Source organism: Leclercia sp. UBA2479, assembly GCF_002341985.1.
GTDB lineage: Bacteria > Pseudomonadota > Gammaproteobacteria > Enterobacterales > Enterobacteriaceae > Enterobacter > Enterobacter pneumoniae.
This window is the reverse complement of the sequence record NZ_DDPB01000002.1, coordinates 98,780-120,792: the sequence shown is the minus strand read 5'-3', so window position 1 is coordinate 120,792 and position 22,013 is coordinate 98,780. Positions and strand designations below refer to the sequence as shown.

20 protein-coding genes are annotated in these 22,013 nt (G+C 54.8%); 8 read left to right on the top strand and 12 right to left on the bottom strand.

The features are described 5' to 3' along the window. Positions 1-9 precede the first annotated feature (9 nt). The 3 genes from B3B59_RS01685 to rutG are packed head-to-tail and all read left to right on the top strand — an operon-like array spanning position 10 to position 2,454. Positions 10-600 (top strand): malonic semialdehyde reductase, encoded by a 591-nt coding sequence (locus tag B3B59_RS01685; RefSeq protein WP_212477595.1) that lies wholly within the window; start codon positions 10-12, stop codon positions 598-600. Between the two features lie 9 nt (positions 601-609). Then, the gene (gene rutF / locus B3B59_RS01680) at positions 610-1,104 is read left to right on the top strand and encodes an NADH-dependent FMN reductase RutF (protein WP_286807977.1); all 495 of its coding nucleotides are present in this window, start codon (positions 610-612) and stop codon (positions 1,102-1,104) included. 21 nt (positions 1,105-1,125) lie between these two features. Further along, the gene (rutG, locus tag B3B59_RS01675; protein ID WP_286807976.1) at positions 1,126-2,454 is read left to right on the top strand and encodes a pyrimidine utilization transport protein G; all 1,329 of its coding nucleotides are present in this window, start codon (positions 1,126-1,128) and stop codon (positions 2,452-2,454) included. A gap of 44 nt (positions 2,455-2,498) precedes the next feature. Here rutG and B3B59_RS01670 read toward each other — a convergent pair whose 3' ends face one another. Together B3B59_RS01670 and B3B59_RS01665 are read right to left on the bottom strand one after the other, a co-directional pair. Next, complete coding sequence (locus B3B59_RS01670) at positions 2,499-3,404, bottom strand: DMT family transporter (protein WP_286807975.1); 906 nt, start codon at positions 3,402-3,404, stop codon at positions 2,499-2,501. 145 nt (positions 3,405-3,549) lie between these two features. Continuing rightward, positions 3,550-3,729 carry a general stress protein gene (locus B3B59_RS01665; protein ID WP_040076236.1) on the bottom strand — a complete coding sequence of 60 codons (180 nt, stop codon included), beginning with the start codon at positions 3,727-3,729 and terminating at the stop codon, positions 3,550-3,552. Between the two features lie 549 nt (positions 3,730-4,278). Here B3B59_RS01665 and wrbA point away from each other — a divergent pair. Together wrbA and B3B59_RS01655 are read left to right on the top strand one after the other, a co-directional pair. Next, positions 4,279-4,875: an NAD(P)H:quinone oxidoreductase gene (gene wrbA, locus B3B59_RS01660; RefSeq protein WP_040076237.1), complete on the top strand. Its 597-nt coding sequence runs from the start codon at positions 4,279-4,281 to the stop codon at positions 4,873-4,875. Positions 4,876-4,895: 20 nt separating this feature from the next. Next, a complete protein-coding gene (locus B3B59_RS01655) occupies positions 4,896-5,123 on the top strand; it encodes a YccJ family protein (RefSeq protein ID WP_040076238.1) in 228 nt (75 codons plus the stop codon). Between the two features lie 33 nt (positions 5,124-5,156). Here the strand turns inward: B3B59_RS01655 and agp are convergent, their stop codons facing one another. Both agp and B3B59_RS01645 read right to left on the bottom strand, forming a co-directional pair. Further along, positions 5,157-6,398 carry a bifunctional glucose-1-phosphatase/inositol phosphatase gene (gene agp / locus B3B59_RS01650; protein WP_046886642.1) on the bottom strand — a complete coding sequence of 414 codons (1,242 nt, stop codon included), beginning with the start codon at positions 6,396-6,398 and terminating at the stop codon, positions 5,157-5,159. 658 nt (positions 6,399-7,056) lie between these two features. Then, complete coding sequence (locus B3B59_RS01645) at positions 7,057-7,668, bottom strand: hypothetical protein (protein ID WP_286807974.1); 612 nt, start codon at positions 7,666-7,668, stop codon at positions 7,057-7,059. A 746-nt stretch (positions 7,669-8,414) separates the two neighbouring features. On the opposite strand from B3B59_RS01645, the gene B3B59_RS01640 reads away from it, so the two are divergent. Continuing rightward, positions 8,415-9,674, top strand: a complete 1,260-nt coding sequence (locus B3B59_RS01640; protein WP_414671901.1) for an amino acid permease — start codon at positions 8,415-8,417, stop codon at positions 9,672-9,674. A 481-nt stretch (positions 9,675-10,155) separates the two neighbouring features. Here B3B59_RS01640 and B3B59_RS01635 read toward each other — a convergent pair whose 3' ends face one another. Both B3B59_RS01635 and B3B59_RS01630 read right to left on the bottom strand, forming a co-directional pair. Beyond that, on the bottom strand, positions 10,156-10,551 hold the full coding sequence (locus B3B59_RS01635; protein WP_286807972.1) for a VOC family protein: 396 nt from the start codon (positions 10,549-10,551) through the stop codon (positions 10,156-10,158). 167 nt (positions 10,552-10,718) lie between these two features. Further along, on the bottom strand, positions 10,719-11,795 hold the full coding sequence (locus B3B59_RS01630) for a LacI family DNA-binding transcriptional regulator (RefSeq protein ID WP_040076244.1): 1,077 nt from the start codon (positions 11,793-11,795) through the stop codon (positions 10,719-10,721). A 269-nt stretch (positions 11,796-12,064) separates the two neighbouring features. Between B3B59_RS01630 and B3B59_RS01625 the strand changes: the two genes are divergently transcribed. Beyond that, the gene (locus B3B59_RS01625; protein WP_286807971.1) at positions 12,065-13,330 is read left to right on the top strand and encodes a maltoporin; all 1,266 of its coding nucleotides are present in this window, start codon (positions 12,065-12,067) and stop codon (positions 13,328-13,330) included. Between the two features lie 103 nt (positions 13,331-13,433). On the opposite strand, the gene B3B59_RS01620 is transcribed toward B3B59_RS01625, so the two are convergent. From B3B59_RS01620 to B3B59_RS01595, 6 genes are all read right to left on the bottom strand, one after another. Beyond that, entirely contained in the window at positions 13,434-13,682 is a 249-nt protein-coding gene (locus B3B59_RS01620; protein WP_080346648.1) for a PTS transporter subunit EIIB, read from the bottom strand. Between the two features lie 143 nt (positions 13,683-13,825). Next, complete coding sequence (locus tag B3B59_RS01615; protein ID WP_286807970.1) at positions 13,826-15,883, bottom strand: beta-galactosidase; 2,058 nt, start codon at positions 15,881-15,883, stop codon at positions 13,826-13,828. 29 nt (positions 15,884-15,912) lie between these two features. Continuing rightward, positions 15,913-17,115, bottom strand: coding sequence for a glycoside hydrolase family 53 protein (locus B3B59_RS01610; protein WP_286807969.1), 1,203 nt, complete (start codon positions 17,113-17,115; stop codon positions 15,913-15,915). A 4-nt stretch (positions 17,116-17,119) separates the two neighbouring features. Next, entirely contained in the window at positions 17,120-17,971 is an 852-nt protein-coding gene (locus tag B3B59_RS01605; protein WP_207293435.1) for a sugar ABC transporter permease, read from the bottom strand. An 11-nt stretch (positions 17,972-17,982) separates the two neighbouring features. Next, positions 17,983-19,287, bottom strand: a complete 1,305-nt coding sequence (locus B3B59_RS01600; protein ID WP_286807968.1) for a carbohydrate ABC transporter permease — start codon at positions 19,285-19,287, stop codon at positions 17,983-17,985. Positions 19,288-19,343: 56 nt separating this feature from the next. After that, positions 19,344-20,561, bottom strand: coding sequence for an extracellular solute-binding protein (locus B3B59_RS01595; RefSeq protein ID WP_286807967.1), 1,218 nt, complete (start codon positions 20,559-20,561; stop codon positions 19,344-19,346). A 329-nt stretch (positions 20,562-20,890) separates the two neighbouring features. Here B3B59_RS01595 and B3B59_RS01590 point away from each other — a divergent pair, with 329 nt between their 5' ends. After that, positions 20,891-22,006: an ABC transporter ATP-binding protein gene (locus tag B3B59_RS01590; protein ID WP_046886652.1), complete on the top strand. Its 1,116-nt coding sequence runs from the start codon at positions 20,891-20,893 to the stop codon at positions 22,004-22,006. The last annotated feature ends 7 nt before the right edge of the window (positions 22,007-22,013 follow it).

Sequence of the window (22,013 nt, the reverse complement as noted above, 5' to 3'; positions counted from 1 at the left end):
GGAGTCGAAATGAGCGAAGCACTCAATCCCACCGCAATCAATACGCTGTTTACCCAGGCGCGCACGCACAACGGCTGGCTGCCCCAGCCGGTGAGTGACGAGACCCTGCGCGAGATCTATGCGCTGCTGAAATGGGGGCCCACCTCCGCTAACTGTTCTCCGGCGCGCTTCGTGTTTATCCGTACGCCGGAGGGCAAAGAGAAGCTGCGCCCCGCGCTCTCCAGCGGCAACCTGGAAAAGACGCTTACCGCTCCGGTGACGGCCATCGTCGCCTGGGACAGCACGTTCTATGATCGCCTGCCTGCGCTGTTTCCGCACGGCGATGCGCGAAGCTGGTTTACCTCAAGCCCGGCGCTGGCCGAGGAGACCGCGTTCCGTAATAGCGCCATGCAGGCGGCCTATCTCATTTTCGCCTGCCGGGCGCTGGGGCTGGATACCGGGCCGATGTCCGGCTTCGACCGTGAGAAGGTGGACGCCGCCTTTTTCACCGGCACCCCTCTCAAGAGCAATCTGCTCGTTAACATCGGCTATGGCGATGCCAGCAAAGTGTATGCCCGCCTGCCGCGCCTCACCTTTGAAGACGCCTGCGGACTGGCGTAAGGAGCCATCATGACCCTTCCTGATAAACAGACCTTTCGCGACGCCATGGCCTGCATGGGGGCGGCGGTGAATATCATCACCACTGACGGTCCTGCCGGACAGGCGGGTTTTACCGCCAGTGCGGTGTGTAGCGTCACTGACGAGCCGCCGACCCTGCTGGTGTGCCTGAACCGGGGGGCCTCGGTGTGGCCCATGTTTAGCGAAAACCGCACCCTGTGCGTGAATACCCTGAGCGCCGGACAAGAATCGCTCTCTAATCTGTTTGGCGGCAAAACGCCGATGGTGGAGCGTTTCGCCGCCGCCCGCTGGCAGAGGGGAGAGACCGGCTGCCCGCGGCTGGAAGAGGCGCTGGTGTCGTTCGATTGCCACATTAGCCAGGTGGTGAGCGTGGGCACCCACGACATTCTGTTTTGTAGCATCGTGGCTATTACGTGCCACCCCGCGCCGCAGGGGTTGGTATGGTTTGATCGCGGCTATCACGCACTTATGCGACCAGCCTGTTAACCCTCCTGAAGGAGTTTGCTCATGGCAATGTTCGGTTTTCCCCACTGGCAGTTGAAATCGACCTCTACGGGTAGCGGCGTGGTCGCGCCGGATGAACGACTCTCGTATCCTCAGACCGCCGTGATGGGGGTGCAGCACGCGGTGGCGATGTTCGGTGCCACAGTGCTGATGCCCATCCTGATGGGGCTGGATCCGAACTTATCGATCCTGATGTCAGGCGTCGGCACCCTGCTGTTCTTCCTGATAACCGGGGGGCGGGTGCCAAGCTATCTCGGTTCCAGCGCGGCCTTTGTGGGGGTAGTGATTGCTGCCACCGGCTTTAGCGGCCAGGGGGTAAACCTCAATCTCAGCGTGGCGCTGGGGGGAATTATCGCCTGCGGGGCAGTCTATACCCTGATTGGGCTGATCGTGATGAAAAGCGGTACCCGCTGGATAGAACGGCTCATGCCGCCGGTGGTCACGGGGGCGGTGGTGATGGCTATTGGCCTTAACCTGGCGCCGATTGCGGTGAAAGGGGTCTCTGGCTCGGCATTTGATAGCTGGATGGCGGTGATGACGGTGCTGTGCATTGGCCTGGTCGCGGTCTTCACGCGCGGCATGGTGCAACGGCTTTTGATTCTGGTGGGATTGATCATCGCCTGCCTGCTCTATGCGCTGGTCACTAACGTGCTCGGGCTGGGGAAACCGGTGGATTTTACGCTGGTACACAACGCCGCCTGGTTTGGTGTGCCGCAGCTCACCTCCCCCACGTTTAGCGGCCAGGCGATGATGCTGATTGCCCCGGTGGCAGTGATCCTGGTGGCGGAAAACCTGGGCCACCTGAAGGCGGTGGCGGGGATGACCGGGCGCAATATGGACCCGTACATGGGTCGCGCCTTTGTCGGTGACGGACTGGCGACGCTGCTTTCAGGCTCGGTGGGCGGCAGCGGCGTGACCACCTATGCCGAGAACATCGGCGTGATGGCGGTGACCAAAGTCTACTCTACGCTGGTGTTTGTGGCCGCGGCGGTGATTGCCCTGCTGCTGGGCTTCTCGCCGAAGTTTGGCGCGCTGATCCACACCATTCCTGCTCCGGTGATTGGTGGCGCCTCGATCGTGGTGTTTGGCCTGATTGCGGTGGCGGGAGCGCGCATCTGGGTGCAAAACCATGTTGATCTGAGTCAGAACGGGAATCTGATCATGGTGGCGGTGACGCTGGTTCTGGGGGCGGGAGATTTTGCCCTGTCGCTGGGCGGCTTTACTCTGGGCGGCATTGGCACCGCGACCTTCGGCGCAATTCTGTTGAATGCGCTATTAAGCCGACGGACGGCAGCCGTCCCCCAGGGGGAAGTTGTCGGGCAGGACAGTTAATAGCCAATGCCCCTCCGAAGAGGGGCATTTCTGTTCACCACGATTTAGTCTGAGGTTAGCTCACTGGCCGCTTTACGCTTCTTTTTTAACTTCAGTTCGCTCACCAGCACACCCACGACAATAAAGACGCCGCCAAGCAGGGCCAGGACAGGCAGCCGTTCGCCGGCGATGCGGCCAAAAATACCGGCCCAGACCGGTTCGCCGGTGTAGATGACGGTCGCACGCGTCGGGGAGACACTTTTCTGCGCCCAGTTCATGGTGACCTGAATAATGGCGCTGAAAATGCCCAGACCGAGCGCAACAATAATCAGCCCTGGCGACAGCGCTGGAACGGCTTCGCCGGCAGGGACCATCGCGCCAAATGCCACCAGCGACGCGGTAGCGAGCTGCACCACGGTGACCCGTTTTACATCGACTTGTCCCGCCCACGCACTAATAAGAATGATCTCCGCCGCAATGGCAATCGTGCCTACCAGGGTGATGATCTCACCCGGTCCTAATGCCAGCAGATTATCGCCCGGCCCGGCCAGCAGTATCAGGCCTATAAAGGCCAGCATGATGCCCACACAGGACATGATTCCCGGTATTCTGCCGAGGCATAACCATTGCAATAGTGGCACCAGCGGAACGTACATCGCCGTGATAAAGGCCGATTTACTGCTGGAGATGCTTTGTAAACCCCAGGTTTGCAGGCTGTAACCCATGGCGATCGCCACGCCGATCGCCACGCCGGCTTTGAGCTCTTTAAGCGTAAGCCCGCGCAAAGATTTCAGTGAGATCAACGCCACCGCAATCGCCGCCGTGGCGAAGCGCAGGCCGACAAAGAAAAAGGGATCGCTCAGAGTGACCGCATACTGGACGGCCAGAAACGTGCCACCCCAGAACATAGTGATGAGAATTAATAGCGCTTCCTGGGGTTTAACGGAGAAAGCATAACGAGAGGCAGACATGTAACACCAAAGACAAGAATCAATCCGCTAGTGTGCGATGTCGGTGATAACAGTTCAATGTTGCGGAGATAAAAAAAACCGCCGGGCTATCCGGCGGTGGGAGCAACGTTACGGATTACGCTATCCGTATCGTAGACTTTAGTCACTACTTGCTATTGTTACCGCTGCCGTGACTATTTTTGCCCCCTTTTTTGCCAGCTTCTGACGCACGCTGAGGGTCATTTTTGAAATTACCCCCGCTCTGCTGGCCACCTTTACGGCCTGCTGCTGATGCTCTTTCACGATCTTCTGCGAAATTACCTGACCCACCACGATGGTTAGCCATGTTCTACCTCCAGAGTTCGACATATTAGACATCATACTGCATTCAGTAAAAGAGGATTCTTTCACCTGGCGACACTTACTCAGCGAGTTTATCTGCGCCGCGTGAAACTAAGCTTAGTGGACATAGGGCATCCGGCCAGTGAATCGTAATATTCAGCAACAGGAAATCAGCCTTTCGTATGAAAATTCTTGCCGCTTACACATAAGCACCTCTTATCGTTCCGAAAATTCGATACGGCAAATATGTTTCATATTGCAACAATGCGCCTGATCCCTTTCGCCACAATGATCTTCGGGCTGCAACGACTGAGTGAGGCGCGTCGCGCCTGCAGACCCTAACGCCGGATATCGTCAGACCAGCGCTGCCGCACGGTGCAATGGAGTTCGATTTGTGGCCAGAGCGAATCTTAAGCGACGCTCACCTGCCCCGCAAAAGCAGCAGTGCTCAGATCAAACAACCCGCGCAATAATTTGCACTCCTGCCAGCACGTCATATCTTTAAGGTACTGCAGCGCTCGGCTGCGCGACGATAATTGAGGAGTGAAGCAAGATGGCGAAAATTCTGGTGCTCTATTATTCGATGTACGGACACGTAGAAACGATGGCGCAGGCAGTGGCGGAAGGCGCCAGAAGAATTGGGGGCGTTGAGGTAACCATTAAACGTGTACCTGAAACCATGCCCGCAGAGGTGTTTGCCAACGCAGGGGGTAAAACACAGGATACCCCGGTCGCCACCCCGCAGGAGCTGGCGGACTACGATGCGATTATCATTGGCACCCCAACGCGCTTCGGCAATATGGCCGGACAGATGCGCACTTTCCTCGATCAGACCGGGGGGCTGTGGGCCAACGGCGCGCTGCGCGGCAAAATTGCCAGCGTGTTTAGCTCAACCGGCACCGGCGGCGGCCAGGAACAGACAATTACCTCTACATGGACTACCCTTGCACATCATGGGATGGTGATTGTACCTATCGGCTACGGCTCACCGGAACTGTTTGATATTTCTCAGGTACGTGGTGGTACCCCCTACGGCGCCACGACCATTGCCGGGGGAGATGGCTCCCGCCAGCCCAGCGAGGCGGAGCTGAATATTGCCCGCTATCAGGGTGAACATGTTGCCGGCTTAGCCGTCAAACTGAAAGGTTAACCGTAAACAGGAGGACGAATATGCCAACTCAAGAAGCAAAAGCGCATCGCGTGGGCGAATGGGCGAGTTTACGTAATACATCGCCAGAAATCGCAGAGGCTATCTTTGAAGTCGCAAACTACGATGAGAAGCTGGCGGAGAAAATATGGGAAGAAGGCAGCGATGAAGTACTGGTGCGCGCCTTTGAGAAGACGGATAAAGACTCGCTGTTCTGGGGCGAGCAGACCATAGAACGGCAAAACGTCTGACAACTACCCCCCGCCAGCGCGGGGGGGACTTTTTTACTTCGCCGCGTCGTTTAATACCGCGTTGAATTTGTCGATCTGACAAAAACCATTTGCATCAATCGGGCAGCCCGTCAGCTCCAGCGTCACGCGCTGAGCCGGGGATTTCAGCGTCAGGACATCCGCGTTTCGCAGCTGTTCCGCACTCTGATAAACATACTCAATCTTCATCAGATCCCGGTTACCGTTTTTATCGTGCCAGCGCTGGAAGACGATTTTGCCGCCAATCGGCGTACGCTCGTACTGATCGTGTAGCTGATAAGGCTTAAAGTCGAGCGCCGTCAGCAGCGAAGCGATATTGGAATCATGCCCGACCAGTACCGTGATTTTCGGCGCCTTCGCCTGGTCGGTGACCAGCGCGTTATCGATATATTTCACCAGCGGTTTAGCCACGTTACGTGCCACCTCTGGCGAGGTGAACAGCGAATCCTGATAGCCATTTTTCAGCTTCGACAGTAGCCGCCACTGCTGGTCGGTTTTGATTTCGCCCCACGCCACCTGATCCATCGGGAAGCCTTCGTAATACTGCAGCGTAAAGGCATCCACCAGCGAGTTCCCCACCTTCAACGGGCCCGAAACGCCCGGCTCTTTTTGGTAGTCTGCACTGAAGGTGTCTTTCGCCTCGCTCAAATCACACACCTGCTTCTCCTTACAGGAGGGGGAGTCGGCATAGTGGGTCATCTGCTCCAGCAGTTTGTAACTCTCACCAAGCTGCATCTTTTGCCGCTCGGCCTCCATCGCCTTAAGGGCTTTTTCTTTAAACGCTGGAGAGTTATCGGTAATCACCGGGTTGAAGGTCGGATCCATGGTGCCCATCTGTTCTTGATGATGGACAGGCACGTCGCAGCCCGGGAAGGCGCCGGTGATAAAGAACTGCGCGGTAGCGACCGTGCGTTGTAGGCTGTTGGCGTAGGCATAGACGTTACTGGCCGGCGGACACTCCCCAGCCTTAACCATCCCCTCGTCGGCGAGCCATTCCCGCATGTAATGGCCCATATACACTTCCAGGACGCCGCCCTTGGTGGTGAGCTGCCCGCCCGGTACATCCCACTCCGGCCACTGGCTGGGCGTGGATTGTTCGAGTACGCTGCCGTTATTGGCCAGCGGAGCGCGCAGATTATGGCGGCTCATAATTAAAACCTGCTGAAGCTGATACCCTTCCGGCGCGGTTTGCGCCTGTACCCCAGAACTGAGTGCGACGCTGCTTGCCACGGCGATCGCCAGGAGTGCTCTTTTCATCCCTTCTTCCTCTTTTTTTTACGCATCGCCTTGAGTGTGACATGTTTATGACAGATTGCGCGGATGCGGGTCGCAAAGTGAAACGTTCGACGGTTCACGCCACGAAACGGGTTTTACGCGGTCACCCGAGTTACAACCCCGGCTTGCATCTTCATTAACGAAGGCAATATAGCGCAGACTGTGAAGAAACCACGCCGCAGAGGTGGGATAATCTGGGCTTAGTATTCGTTAGCATGAGGATATGATGGCGAAGTTTGAGATCATTCGCATGGGCGACGAGAGAGGCATCGGCAGTATCGTTCAGCGGAGGGGACTCTTTGGCAGAAAATCCACCTGGACGGTGAAGCCATCCCGGGACGCCAGATGTAAAGATGACTGGTTTCTTGATGAGTGGATATGCAGAGAGGACACCCGGGCGGTCTACCGGGACGATACGCCCCTCGACGCGTTTTATACGGCTCAGTACGCGTTGCAATGCGGTAAGGCGTGAGCACACTCCTCACTTTTTATGAAGGAGAGAGATAGTCGGTTTCGCTTTGTGACGGCCGTTAAATATCCCCCTTTCGCGGCATAAAGAGGGGGAGTCGAGCCTGGCTGCTATTTTTGTTTTGCCATCATGCCGTAAAAACACAGCATGACGACTCGTGATAGCGATTAATTATGTGCGCGTTATCGATGCTTCTCTGTTATCGGTACGGTTTCGAACCGGATGTGCTAAGGCTAATTTATCAATCCGCATGTAATAACATGCCGTCACAAATAGTGCGACCATAAAGGGTATTTCATACAGCTCTTCAATAATATCCTGATGTTCAGGGCGATCAACGAAAAGGAAGGCGAGCACTCTTTTATGCTCAACCGTATCGGAGATGAGGAAAGAGATGAGCGCCAGGGAAAAGATAGCCACCGGGAAAGGAATATCTCTGATTTTGCGTGCTATTTCTGCCCTGAGAGCCCTGGAAAAAAGCGCAACGATCAGCGGTGCAATCCAGAGCACGGAGATGATACGGAAACAGAGATGTGGCACATCCGGGAAATATTCACGCCCCCAGCTAATGCTTCTCCCCAGCAGTACAAACCACCAGTATGCAGACCAGATCCAGAATAGCCGGGTGGGCTTACTAAGGGAGAGTGGCAACATCGCGGCCAGTGTGAATACGCCGCAAAAGAGTAACCAGAGTGCCTGATAATTTTCTATCTGACCCACCATAGAGGCATCAAATAAGGGTAAGGGAGAGAACCGTACCGCCATAAACAGTAACGGCAGCATTAAGGTGAACCAGAACGCAGGACTAAGGTTTTTGGATATTTTCATAATGTTATAACTTTGACAAAAAATTAGGGTAACTTATGAAAATGGCCATCTTTTGTTAATAGATGCTATAAAATTATCAAATTTGTGCGGTTTAGCGATCATTGCTGCCGACCTGTGACAATATATAAACAAACAGACAAAATTCACCCAACCGGCAATGTCCTGTCGCCACAAAATTATGGCATCCCACACTCGCTATTTTCAGCAGCACCCTTAGCGCGCATAACGCTATAGGCTGGTTATGAGATTGTATTGTTTATGATTTTTTAATTCCCCCCAAGCGCATCTATTCAGCTCCGCTATAAAATATTCGAATAAGCTTCTCCTTCAGAAATAAAATTACTTATGGTAATTAATTATTAAGGTATTTTTTTCTGATTAACAGGCGTACAGGCAGGGAAAGTCAGGCGTTATTTAGTCGTTAATGTCACAAATGCCTTTTCTTATTAACCGCCTGTTAAAGCATACTCTATAAATAATGACAGTTGCTTACAGGTATACTGACAAGGTTTTGAGTATGCGAAAGCACCTCCTCTCGGCCCAGTACGTGATAGCACTGGACGTTATGTCTCTACCGCGATTTCCAGAGGCAGATGATCTCCTTTTTACACCCCTCACTGGCAAGATGACCGGCAACACTTATTCGATTTCCCGGTTTGGTCTCCCTGTTTCAGGCTTTATTCTCCACGCGGTAAAACATGATGAATAGTTCAACGACGACAGTCACCCTCCCTGTACGTAAGGGCTGGCGCTGGCAGGACAATATCTGGACCCTGGGTCTGTATGGCACAGCGGTCGGGGCGGGAACGCTTTTCCTGCCGGTGGAAATTGGTACGCGCGGGCCGGTCATCTTCCTGGTGATGCTGCTGCTGGGCCTGCCATTATCCCTGATACCGCACCTGCTCTTATGTCGGGTCTATCTGCGGGAGGAGCAGACCGAAAAAGGTATGCTGCCCATCTTCGGTTCTTTCTTTAGTGGTCACGGCGAGAAGTTGATGACCTTATTCTACTGCGTGACCTTCTTCCCTGTGACCCTCGTTTACGGGGTGGCGCTGGTCAATGCGCTGGATAACTTCCTCGTGGATCATCTGCAGATGACCAGCATCCGCCGTGGGCCGCTTTCATTTATCGTGGTCGCTGCGCTATATGGGGTACTGAGTAAGGGGCGCGATAAGGTCGTCGCGACGATGAGCGCGCTGGCACTGCCCTTCGCGGCATCGGTGCTGCTTATCGCCGTTTCACTGATCCCGGAGTGGCATCTTGCAAATTTCACCGGTGCGGTTGCTGAGGTGAAAACCACTCCGCTGCCGGTGACGCTGAAAGGCATCTGGCTGACGCTGCCGCTGATTACGTTTTCGTTCTGTTGTGCGCCGATGATCTCCCCCCTCACCTCCTGGTATAAAGAGAAAAAAGCCGGGGGCGAGGAAAAGGCGTTGTGGGTGATCCGCGTGGCTTATATCGCCATCTTTACCAGTATCATCTTCTTCGTGCTGAGCTGCGTGCTAAGTATTCCGCATGACAGCTTCGTGCAGGCGAAGGCGGAGAACCTGAACGTGCTCTCTGTGATTAAAGGAAACGGCAGCTTCAACTTCATCTTTTATGTGGCCCCGTTCATCGCCATACTCGGCATGACAAAATCTTTCCTCGGGGTGGGCCTGTCGGTAGCAGAAACCTTTAGCCAGCTGGTGGCCAGCGGATCGGGTAAAAACGCGGCGTCCCGCAAGCGCGCCGCCTCTCTGGGACTTTTTCTGCTCACGTTCGGCATCGTCTACGCGAACCCGGACGTCATCAACCTGATCGAGACGTTTTGTGGGCCGCTCATTGCGGTGATCGTGTTCCTCATTCCCGCCTGGCTTATTTGCACGCGTACTGCGCTGGCGCAGCTGCGTGGCATGACCGTGGTGTGGGTGGTTCTCGGCGGGCTGGCGACTCTCTCGGCGCTACTCTGGCCGATGTTGTAGGACAACGCTGGCAGCTCCAGTGCGTTGTTCCTCAGCCTCCGCCAGACGCCCCGAAATGCCCGGTGCGAAACGAAGCATTTAACAAAAAGAGCGCACTGGATTATTAAGGGAGGAAAATTTGAAAACAGCGTCTACGCTTTCTGAGAAACGTGTTATCAGAAGGGATTAACCGATGGCAAATTTTGTATTGCTGGCCGCTTTGGCAGCGCTCATAGTGTTGGGTCTTATCAGTGTGTTGAAGGCGTTACTCGGCGCCTGGTGCGGTTCAGAACAGCGTTAACAGAACACGCTTTTTTGGGCAGGCCATAAGGTACAAAAAACTGTAATTTCACGTGCTATCTGCGCCTTTATTTTCACTCTAAAGGCGCAGTCTCCCGTGGTGGGATAACGCATACAGCCATTCCTGTTGTTTATCGCGTGCGTAAGCCTGTGTGCATGGCGATTCTGCATGCGTACCAGGCAGTGCCGACATTCTGATCCGTTATTTAGGTGACTCCCAGGCTCGGTTCTGGATAACGACCCTGTACCCGTCAGGATCAATAAAGGTTGCCCCCTGCTTATCCCAGTATGGATTGAACGCGCTCACCACCCTGAAGCCCGCCGCGCTCATCTTTTCACAGGCCTCTTCCCACGCCTGCTTTTCCGGATAGTACATGACCAGCAGATCTTCTGCTGTCGGGGAAGGCTGTACCGGATGGTGCAGACAGAGGGTTAACTCCATATGCCAGTGCAGCCCGGCACGGCCCAGCATGATGCCGCTAAAGCCGTCATGATCGTCAAAGTCGGCAATCTTTTGCAGCCCCAGGCCGCTAGCGTACATATGGAAAGATCGTGCAAGATCGGTCACGGGTCTGGCAATGCGCAGGTGAGGAAACATTCAGCGGGCTCCTGTTGGGCTATTTTCCGGGGTCAGAAGCCTGAGTTTATCGCTGAATCTTATAGGTATTTGTCCATTAGAGCTTACCTCCCTGCCGCTGCCCTTGCGCCTCTGTGCGTGAGGCACGCTCAGAGGCAACTCTGCCCAGTCGCCATAATGAGGGGGCTTTACCGCTCCTCCAGTTGATGGGCAATGGCCCGCAGCTGGTCGGCGAGCGCCTGCAGGTTTTTACCCTTCTCCCCTTTCGGGCCGGTGGAGTGCCGCACCACCAGCCGCGCCGGTAGGATGGACGACAAGCGCAGCGTACTTTCCTCTCCGTGGTCCAGAATGCGGCGCACCGCTTCTTTACCCTGCAGATCCAGATCCAGCGAGACGGTCGTCAGTGCCGGATAGAAGAATGAGCTTTCATAGGTGTCATCGTAACCAATCACCGATTTCTCGCCCGGAATCGGGATCTGATGTTGATGGAAGGCGCTTAGCACCCCCAGCGCCATCTGGTCGTTCCCCACCAGCACGGCGGTAAAGTGGGCTGTCTCACGCAGCATTTGCAGCGCCCCCGCGTAACCGCTCTGCGCATCCCAGTTGCCGCGCACGATGGTGGCAGGCTCCAGGCCATAACTCTTCAACGTCTCCACCCAGCTTTTCAGGCGCAGCTCTGCCGAGACTGAACTGGCCGGTCCCGCCAGCAGCGCGATCTCTCGGTGGCCGAGTTCATGCAGATATTTCACGCTGGCGCGCGTGCCATCCGCCGGGTTAAACGAAACGTTAAACACAGAGCTGTAGGGATCAACATCCAGGAACAGGCAGACGATGTCGTCGTTATCTGACGCGATTTTCTGCGCCTCGTCAGCCTCCAGCGGCACGTTGATGATCACTTTGTTTACCAGCTGAGACTTCAATTCGTTGATCGAATCCTGAATGCTGTGGTTGACGTTCTCATCGATCATGGAGATCAGCACCTGGTAACCTTCAAGATTGGCATAGCGTTTTACCGCCGCCGCCACCTGTGAAGGGGCATGCAGGGCCAGAGATATGGTGACCAGCCCTACGGTCTGCGTCTGCTTGCCGACCAGTTGCTGTGCCAGCCGGTTCGGAACATAACGCAGTATTTCAATGGCTTTCTCCACCTTATGGCGCGTGGCTTCGGATACATTGGCAGATTTGTTCAGTACCCTGGACACGGTCTGATAGGAGACGCCCGCATGGCGAGCCACATCCTCTAACGTCGCGCTTTTCGACTTCATGGTCCGGTTCCTTGTGTCGTTATTGTTTAATTGTAACAGGGGCCATTTAAAAAAACGCTCATCGCAGCATCATGGCGCGGCTCACGCTCTAAAAAAGTATGACGCTCACATTGCCACATTTCTGTCTGAATCTCATCTCTCGTAACAAATATCGCTGTTTTATTTGCACTTAATCACACATTTATGACATCACAATTGCCACGAAAAGAGTTTAGGCATTTTATGACAGCGGATTTGTGAACGTATTACAAAACAATAAGAGGGTTACAATGAACACTACGATCCGCTCTGTATCCGTTGCGTTGGCGGCTGCGCTGGCCTCACCTTCGCTGTTAGCGGCGTCTTCAGTACCTATTGATTTCCATGGATATCTTCGCTCTGGTGTGGGCGTCTCGCGGGATGGCGGGATGGAAGAGTGGCAAAAAAACAAGATTGGTCGTCTGGGTAACGAGACCGACACCTACGGTGAGCTGGAGTTAGGCTCAGAAGTTTACAAGAAGAACGATGTCAGTTTTTACCTCGACAGTATGGTCAGCATGGTGTCCGATGGCTCGAATGACAACGAATCGACCCTGGATGACGACGCCGAGTTCGGCTTGCGTCAGCTCAACCTGCAGATCAAAGGGCTGATCCCGGGCGATCCTAACGCGGTAATTTGGGGCGGTAAACGCTATTACCAGCGTCATGACCTGCACATCATCGATACCAAATACTGGAACATTTCCGGCACCGGTGCCGGTATTGAAAACTATACCCTCGGCCCCGGTGCCATCTCCGTGGCGTGGATCCGTGGCGATGCCAATGACGTGGATTACCGCGTGGATGGCGACAACGATGTCAACATCAACTATATCGACGTACGCTACGCCGGCTGGAAACCCTGGGCAGGCGCGTGGACCGAAGTGGGCATCGATTACGCGATGCCAAACCCCACCAACAAGCAGAAAGAGTACGGCGGCTTGTATGACGCTGATAACGGCGTGATGGTCACCGGCGAGATTAGCCAGGAGATGCTGGGAGGCTATAACAAGCTGGTGCTGCAGTATGCCAACAAAGGGCTGGCGCAGAATATGGTCTCTCAGGGCGGAGGCTGGTATGACATGTGGAACTATGTCAACGATGCTTCGGGTTACCGTGTTATCAACACCGGCTTGATTCCCATCACCGATAAGCTCTCTTTCAACCACGTTCTCACCTGGGGCTCGGCGGATGACACCACCCTCTACACCGAGAAGTCACGCCTGATCTCCCTCGTCGGCCGCGCGCAGTATCAGTTTACGGAGTATGTGCGTCTTATCGGCGAGGTAGGCGGGTTCTATCAGAAAGACACTTACACCGACGGCGCGAAATACAAACAGAGCGGCGAGAAGTACACCATCGCTCTGGGTCTGGCGGATGGCCCTGATTTTATGTCGCGTCCGGAACTGCGCGTGTTTGCCTCTTATCTGAATGACTCTGAGAAGGGTCAATCATTCCAGGATGGCACCGCGAATAATAACTGGAACTTTGGCATCCAGGTTGAAGCCTGGTGGTAAGCATTATTCTCTGATTTGCCTGTTATCATTATTTTATCTCCAACACTGGGTAGTTATTTTGGCCTTTACGGGATAACCATTTATTGGCTATCCCGTTTTTTATTTATTTACGGCCATTAAAATGGTCGTCGAGTAATTGGCGCAAGGTATCGGATTGTCGGCCAAATATCGCATGGACTTGTTGCCCAATAATAATGACCCCTAACGCCCCCTCCTCCTGTATTGCCTGCGAATCCACCTTATTTAAATCTTTTACCGTGACGCGCAGGCGGGTAATACAGGCTTCGATATGTTCGATATTCTCTTCTCCGCCAAACGCCGGAATTAAACGCTGAGTGATTTTGGTATCCATCAGTAGCCTCTCAGTTATATCCGTCATCCTTCACGCTGCAAACGCGATACGCATCCTGGTCTGCAAGCCGAATGATTTAGGGTATCCAGGGGTAAAAAAATGCCTGCTCATTTGAGCAGGCGTGTTATGCGTGGCGCCGGGCGTTATGCCCTGCGCTTCAGCACGCGACAATCCCACGGCAGGAGCACGGTGTCGCCCACCGCCGCGGCATCGGTCATACTGTCGGTATAGCCCTCTGGCAGCGTGACCAGTTGCTGCTGCGCCGTGAAGTTCTGCACAAATACCCAGGTACTCTCGCCATCAGTACGGGCGGTAGCCACCACGCCCGGTGGGAAGTCAGCATTGACGGCCTGCGGCAGCGCCAGTTCGTTAATAATGCCTGCGAAGAAGTCACGCTGGAATTGCAGATCGTTGCGCGACGCCACGTGCCAGGCTTTGCCGTTGCCAAAGCGGTTAACCGTTACCGCCGGTCGACCGGCATAAAAATCATCCCGGTAGGTCGCCAGCGCCTGGGCGGTTTCGGTGTGGATCAGCTCGCAGAGATGACGCACCTGGTACGGCCCCTGCAGACCCGACGCATTGCCCGCCAGCCCCTGCACCAGGTTACGTTCCCCCTCGCCCAGACAGTCGATCTCTTCCGCCCAGATCCCGAGCAGCTTGCGCAGCGGGCCAGGGAAGCCGCCCGTAAAGCAGAGATCGGTTTCATCCACAATACCGCTCCAGTAGGTCGTGACCAGATGGCCTCCCTCGGCCACAAAGGCTTCGGCGCGTTCGGCGAATCCCTGGCGGACCATGTAGAGCATAGGGGCAATCACCAGCGCGTACTGGCTCAACGGCTGGTCGGCATCGATCACGTCAACGGCAATGCCTTTCTCCCAGAAGGGACGGTAGTGCTCATTCACGGTTTTTTCGTACTCCAGGCCCATATTGCGCGGGCCTGCGGCATCGTCCATCGCCCAGCGGCTCTGCTGGTCAAAGATTATGGCCACCCGCGCCTCGGTGCGGCAACCCGCCACAACCGACAGACGCGCCAGCATATCGCCGAGCTTGCTCACTTCACGCCCGACGCGGGTATCCAGATGCCCCACATGGTCGATAACTGCCCCGTGGAACTTCTCTACCGAGCCGCGGCTTTTACGCCACTGGAAATACTGCACCGAATCCGCCCCGTGAGCCACCGCCTGTAAAGACGAGAGGATGTGCATCCCCGGTTTTTTCAGCTTACTGATGGGCTGCCAGTTGGTGGTGCTGGGCGTAGACTCCATCAGCACAAAAGGCTTGCCGCCTTTAAGCGAACGCATCATGTCGTGATACATGGCGGTGTAGCAGGCCAGCGTCGTTTCCTCTTTCTCACGGTGCCACATCGGATAGCTGTCCCAGGAGATAAAATCGATCTCTTTCGCCAGCTGCCAGTAGTCGTAATCGTAAAAGTACTCCATAAAGTTGGTGGTCACCGGCAGGTCGACATTTACCGCTTTGAGTGGCGCCACTTCATGACGGCAGAAGTCGCTCACCTGCGCGGTGTTAAAGCGTCGCCAGTCCAGATTCAGGCCGTGGATGGAGACCTCACCCTGCGGCGCGGGCGATTCAATTTGCGACCAGTCCGTGTAGGTGTGACTCCAGAAGGTGCTCCACCACGCATGGTTGAGTGCATCCAGCGTCTTATAACGCGCTTTCAGCCAGTCGCGGAATTTTTGCTGACACAGGCCGCAGTGGCACTCGCCACCATATTCATTAGAGATATGCCAGCCCAGCACGGCGGGGTGCTGCGAGTAGCGCTCCGCCAGCAGGCGATTAATCTTCAGCGTTTTTTCACGATAGACCGGCGAGGTCATGCAGTGGTTGTGTCGCCCACCGTGCAGCGCCGGTACGCGGTCACGCCCTACCCGAAGCACTTCCGGATATTTTTGCGACATCCACGCCGGACGCGCACCGCTCGGGGTGGCGAGGAATATATGAATACCCGCCGCGTAAAGTTTCTCAATTACCGCATCCAGCCAGGCAAAATCATATTCCCCTTCGCGCGGTTCGAGTTTCGCCCAGCTAAATATCCCGACTGACATCACATTACATTTTGCCTGCTGCATCATGGTAATGTCTTTTTCAATAATACCGGGGTAATTTCCCCATTGTTCCGGGTTATAATCGGCGCCATGCAGTAACGCAGCAACCTTAGGAAATAAAGGCGCGAATTTAGTCATATTTACAGCTTCCTGAAATCAGAGGGGGATTATTTAAATACTGTCATTGATGGCAACACTTTTCCCTGACAATCAAACAGGGCCTGATTCTCGCGGGCATTGCCCTCTTTCCACTCATCGTGGATATATTTCATGCCAGCTTTAGTGGCCCATGTGGTACCCGGAACGGCAATCCAGGTTGGCTCCCAATAAAAGATGCCTTTGCCACGCTGCGCCGGCACATCAATAACGGTCTGCATGAGGTCGTGTATATAGTCGTACTGGCCCTGGACGGTGCCAGGATAACCGCCATCTTTCTCTTCTTTGGCCCGGAAGCTATTTTCTGCGTTGTCACAGTTTTCCAGGGTATAGCCATAGGCGGCTTCCACTACGATCACATCTTTGTTGTAGCGTTGGCTGATGTCATCCATGTTGGCCTTCAGCGCGCTGAGGGGGCCGTTCCAGTAGGTGTACATTGACAGGCCGATAATATCGAACGGCACGTTACGCTTTGTGATTTCATCAAACCACCAGCGGAAGGTGTCATTTTTCGTACCTTCAGCCAGATGCAGCATAATTTTCACCTGCTCGCCTTCGGTGAGGTTCTCTTTCAGGCCGTCGATGGCCGCATTCAGCAGCCCGGCTAAGCGGTCAAACTCCCCGCCGTTTTGCCCCCAGCTTTTTCCCTCCGGCCAGAGGATCCCGCCGTTAATTTCGTTGCCAATCTGCACCATATCCGGCAACACACCCTCTTTCTTGAAGCGGGCTATAACGTCGTGGGTGTAATCGTGGATCGCCGTTTTAAGCTGCGGATAGTCCATTTTCTCCCAGGCTTTTGGTTTGTACTGTTTGCCCGGGTCGGTCCAGAAATCGCTGTAGTGGAAATCGAGCAGTAATTTGATCCCCTGGGCCTTTACGCGTTTCGCCAGCGCGAGCGTGTTCTCCAGGTTGTTGCTGCCGCCGCCATAGGTATTGCCCTGGCCGTCCTGCGGGTCAACCCACAGGCGCAGGCGTACGTAATTCACACCGTTCGCTTTCAGAATCGCAATGGCGTCCTGCTTCTGGTTTTGCGCATTGTAAAACGTCGCCCCATGCTGCTCGGCCTCCAGCAAGGTGGAGATATCCGCGCCTTTGATAAAATCATCCGGCATGCCGTTAAACGGACGGGTTTTCAGCGCATCAGCAGCGAAGGTGCTGACGGCGAATCCGCACGAGAGGCAGAGCGCAAGCAGAGCGGGCTGGAATCTTTTCATGTGCTTATCCTTTGGTACTGCCGGAGGTGAGGCCGGAGACGAAGTATTTTTGTAACGCCAGATAGAGGATCGCCACCGGCACGGCAATCAGCACTGCCCCTGCCGCGTAGGTGGTGTAACTGGCACCCATTTTTTGTGCCACCAGGTTATAAAGCCCGATGGGTAAGGTGTATTTGTCCGGGGTACGCAAAATGGTGCTGGAAAGAATGAAATCCCCCAGCGGCCCGGTGAAGGAGAAGAGCGCCACCACCGCCAGAATCGGCTTTGACAGCGGCATAATGATCTCAATGAAGATACGGAAGTTACTGGCCCCATCCATGCGGGCCGATTCGTCCAGATCCTTCGGGATCGCATCCAGATACCCTTTCATCAGATAGGTGTTCATCGGGATCATGCCGCCGACGTAAATCAACACCAGCGCCAGATGGCTGTTGATCAACCCCAGCAACTGCGAGAGGACGAAAATGGCAATCAGCGCCGAGAACTGCGGGATCATCTGCAGCAGCAAAAACAGCATCAGCCCGTTTTGGCGCCCCTTAAAGCGAAAACGCGAGAAGGCATAGGCGGTAAAACTCACGCTGATTAGCGTCAGCACCATGGTCATAAAGCTGATTTTCATCGAGTTCCAGTACCAGGTCATATAGTTCACCTGGCCATTGAACAGGTCGGCATAGTGCTGGAATGAGAGATTTTCCGGGATGATCGACGAGCTGAGCAGGCTGTTGCCCGCGTTCAGCGAAGCCCCTACCGTCCACACCAGTGGATAGATAATGACGGTGGAGACCAGCAGGATCACCAGCCAGGAGAGCGAGAGGCGGAGCCACTTCTCACGTTTAATACTTTGTGATTGAGCCATTGTTCTCTCTCCTATGCCATGTCGTCATTTTTGAACGATTTGGTGGCACGGAACTGCCACAGCGCCAGCCCGACGACAAAGATCGACAGCAGGATGGTGATAGTTGCGGCAATCGCATACTGGGACGAAGACATGGTGAGCTTATAGATCCACGACACCAGGATATCCGTCCCGCCGGCATTCGACCCCACTACCGCCGGCCCGCCGTTGTTGAACAGGTAGATAATGTTGAAGTTATTGAAGTTAAAGGTGTATTGCGTGATCAAAATCGGGGCAATGGCGTAGAGTACCAGCGGCAACGTAATGGTGCGCAGTCGGGTAAAGCTGCTGGCGCCATCCATGGTGGCGGCTTCGTAGAGATCGTCCGGGATCGCCTGCAGCACGCCGGTGGTCATGGCGAAAACAAACGGGAAGCCGAGCCAGGTCTGCATCATGATCAGCGCGGTTTTGGTCCAGAACGGATCGGTCATCCACGCCTTGGGTGCAATACCAAAGAAGGCCAGAATGGCATTGTTGATGACGCCAAAAGAGTCATTAAACATGCCGGCGAACACCAGAATAGTGACAAAACCCGGCACTGCCCACGGCAGAATAAAGATGGTGCGGATAAGCGGCTTGAAGCGCAGATCTTTCTGGTTCACCAGGATGGCTAATAGCACGCCGACGGAACACTGCAGCGTGGTCGCCAGCAGCGTCCAGACCACCGTCCACTGCAGCACGTCCAGGAAGGTGGAACGCCAGATGGAGAGGGTGAAAATGTTGATAAAGTTCTTGAAACCAACCCAGTCCACCAGCTTCGCCGGCGGGGTGTGGTAGAGGTTGTAGTTGGTGAAGGCGATGGCAAACCCGAACAGAATCGGAAAGACCACCACAAACACCAGCAGAATAAAGCCGGGCGAGATCATCAGATAGGGGAAGCCTTCGCTCAGCAGCATCTGGTACTGCTTGCGCACGCTGTTAAGCTGTTGTCCCTCGTCACGTTTACGACCGTTGGCCCACGCGTCCCGCAGCGAAAGCGCATAGAGTCCCACGCCGAAGGCGATGATCAGCACGCTGATAATCCCTTCTGCCAGCAGGAAGATAGAGTTGTCGCGCGGTACCTCTTCGCCTAACGTCACCAGCCCCCAAAGCCCTTCGCCCAGGAAGTCTGCAAACACGCCGACAAAGCTTACCAGCAGCACGAGAAAGATAACGCCCTTGAGCCACTGACGATGATAAAGCTGGCCGAAACCCGGGATGAGCGCCAACAGCAGGCCGCACCAGGCATGACGCCCGGCTGGCCGCGCGCTGGCATAATTTTCTGGGATGATACTCACTGACCACTCCTTTCAAAAAACGGGCGCGGGGGCGCCCGTTTTGTTACCTCTGACAATTACTGATTGCTGGCCTGCATGGCTTCGATCTGCATCTGAACCTGTTTTTCTGCGCCATCCAGCGCCGCTTTCGGATCCTGCTTACCGGTGAGGCTCAGCTCCAGCGCGGCGTTTGCCGGGCCCCACACTTCACCCATCTCCGGAATGCCCGGCATGGCAGATGCACGCGCGGCCTGCACCGCCACCGCGCTGGCTTTCTCGTCATTCTTGATAAGCGGATCGTCAATCATTGCCGTCAGCGGTGGGATCTCACGGGTGGCCACGTAGCGGGTTTTTACGTACTGCGGCTGATTAATAAACTCGATGAATTTCTGCGCCAGCGCTTTGTCTTTACTCCAGGTCGAGACCACATAGCCCTTCACACCCAGGAATGAGCTCATCGGCTTGCCATCCGGCAGGGTCGGCAGTGGCGCCACGCCGTAGTTGATGCCCGCGGCTTCATACGGCTGGAAAGCCCAGGGGCCGTTGATCACCGCCGCCGCTTTTTTCTCGGTAAACAGGGAGTCGATGGCGTTCAGGCCGTTGTCGCCGATAATCCCCGCCGGGAAGACATTGTCGGCATAGAATTTTTTCAGGAAGGTAACCGCTTCGACCGCGCCCGGTTTGTTCAGCCCAACGTCCTGCGGGTTATAGCCGCCTTTGTCATTTTTACCGAAGATGTAGCCGCCCATCGGCTCAATCGCGCCCCAGCTGTAGTAAATCTGGTCAAATTTCGCCAGCAGGCCGTACTGATCATTCGCCCGCTGTTGCTTAGAAAAGTCGTACCACGCCTGCAGGCTATCCAGCGGTTTGTCGATGAGGTCTTTGTTGTAGATTAAGACCAGCGTTTCGACCGCTTTAGGCACGCCATAGAGGACGTTATCCATTTTGAAAGCGTTAATTGACGCCGGTGTGTACTGCTCAGTCGCGCCAGCCGCCATATTCAGGGGGGTTAACAACCCTTGCACCACGGCCCCGCCCAGTTGATCATTAGGGATGACCAGGACATCCGGGCCGATACCTGCCGGGCCATCCAGACGCAGTTTTTCCAGCTGCTGTGCGTAGGGCATTTCCTGCACGTTGACCTTAACGTCGTACTGCTTTTCAAAGTCGCTCACCGCATCTTTGATGCCTGAAGATTTCTTGATGTCTTCCCAGACGTTAAGTTGCTGCGCGGCATGAACCTGAACGGTGGCGATAGCAGAGAGGATAAGAGCAGCGAGAATGTTCTTTTTCATTATCAACCTCATGTGAAGGTATAACAATTTTAGGGTTGTTATGGTGCCAAGCGATCTATCCTTGCGCCTGCAAAACCTGCTATAGCTGGCCTGCGAAGAATGATGCCTGACCTCTTTGGTTTGTTATACGCTACCCTTCACATCATGATAACTCTACAAAAAACTGTAAGTTGTGTGATCCTCATAACATTAATGAAATATCTGTATAGGGCATGCAAATAGAGGAAGTTATAGTCGTGACAGATAATTTGCGCCGCCGGACAACGTCTTTGTGAATTGTTATACGTAATACACAAACGACAGAAACGACGGCTTACCGGGGAACGTTAATGTCGAATATACAATTGAGGAGTGTCACCAAACGTTTTGGCGACACCGTTACGCTGCACAATGTGAATCTGGATATTCAGGACGGTGAGTTTGCCGTTTTCGTCGGCCCTTCTGGCTGCGGTAAATCGACCCTGCTGCGGATGATTGCCGGCCTGGAAGAGGTGAGCGAAGGTGAGGTGCTGATTGGCAACGAGGTGATGAATGACGTGGCGCCGTCTCATCGCGGCGTGGCGATGGTATTTCAGTCCTATGCGCTCTATCCGCATATGACGGTGGCCGAGAATATGGGCTACGGGCTAAAAGTGAATAAGGTGCCTAAAGATCAGATTCGCCATCAGGTTGAGATGGTGGCCAAAACGTTACAGCTCTCGCATCTTCTGGACCGTAAACCAAAGCAGCTCTCCGGCGGCCAGCGTCAGCGTGTAGCCATAGGCCGCGCCATCGTGCGTAACCCACGCGTTTTTATGTTCGATGAACCCCTCTCCAACCTGGATGCGGAACTGCGCGTGGAGATGCGTTTGCATCTGGCGCGCCTGCACCAGGAGTTGAAAACCACCATGGTCTATGTCACCCACGATCAGATAGAGGCGATGACGCTGGCCGACAAAATTGTGGTGATGAATTACGGCAAAGTGGAGCAGATGGGCGCCCCGATGGATCTCTATTACAAACCGGTGAACAAGTTTGTCGCCGGGTTTATTGGCTCACCCAAAATGAACTTCCTGCCCGCCACCGTCACCGCCTGGCAACCCGGGGAGCTGACCGTGAGCCTGTCGCAGCAACATTCTCTGACCCTGGCGATCCAGACCTCCCCGCTCGCCCCCGGTAGTCAGGTGACGCTGGGCATTCGTCCGGAACATTTAACCACCGATACCCGCCTGGGGACGCGCATCACGTTTAACTGCGAAGTGGTGGAGCGACTGGGTAACAATACCTATCTGTTCGGTCAGTGTTATGGTCACGACAACGTGAAGATCCTCCTGCCGGGCGACGTGAAATTTGCCCCGTGGCAGAAGATTGAACTCGCTTTTGACGATCGCCACTGCATGATCTTTGATGCCGACGACGTGCGCGTCAGTGCGGATATCGAAGAGAACGCCCGCGCGGTCGCCTGACCTTGAT